A 395-nucleotide genomic window follows, 5' to 3' on the forward strand; every position below is an offset into this window, starting at 1 on the left:
CACACCATCAGTTGAATTGGCAGATGGCGAATATGACGTAGTTGCAAAAGCAACAGATAAAGCAGGTAACACAGGTGAATCTCAGCCAGAGAGCTTCGAGGTTGACACAGTAGCACCTGAATTAACCATCGATGAGCTTAAGCCAACAAACGATACTACACCAACAATCTCAGGTAAGACTGAGCCAGGTGCAACAGTAAAAGTTGAAATCTTAGACAAAGATGGCAACCCTGTAGCAACAGGTGATGCGACTGTAGATCCAGAAGGTAACTGGACGTTCACACCGACTGAAGAATTACCAGAAGGTGAATATACAGTTAAAGCTGAAGCGAAAGATGCGGTGGGTAATACTGCGACTGAAACTGCGGATGGCAAATTAACTGTAGATACAACTG

1 protein-coding gene is annotated in these 395 nt (G+C 44.3%); it reads left to right on the top strand.

The genetic code is table 11. The features are described from left to right. Positions 1-395 (top strand): Ig-like domain-containing protein (locus tag CL42_RS16345; protein WP_035271137.1); only part of this gene is annotated, 395 nt, incomplete at both ends.

Source organism: Acinetobacter sp. Ver3, assembly GCF_000632455.1.
GTDB lineage: Bacteria > Pseudomonadota > Gammaproteobacteria > Pseudomonadales > Moraxellaceae > Acinetobacter.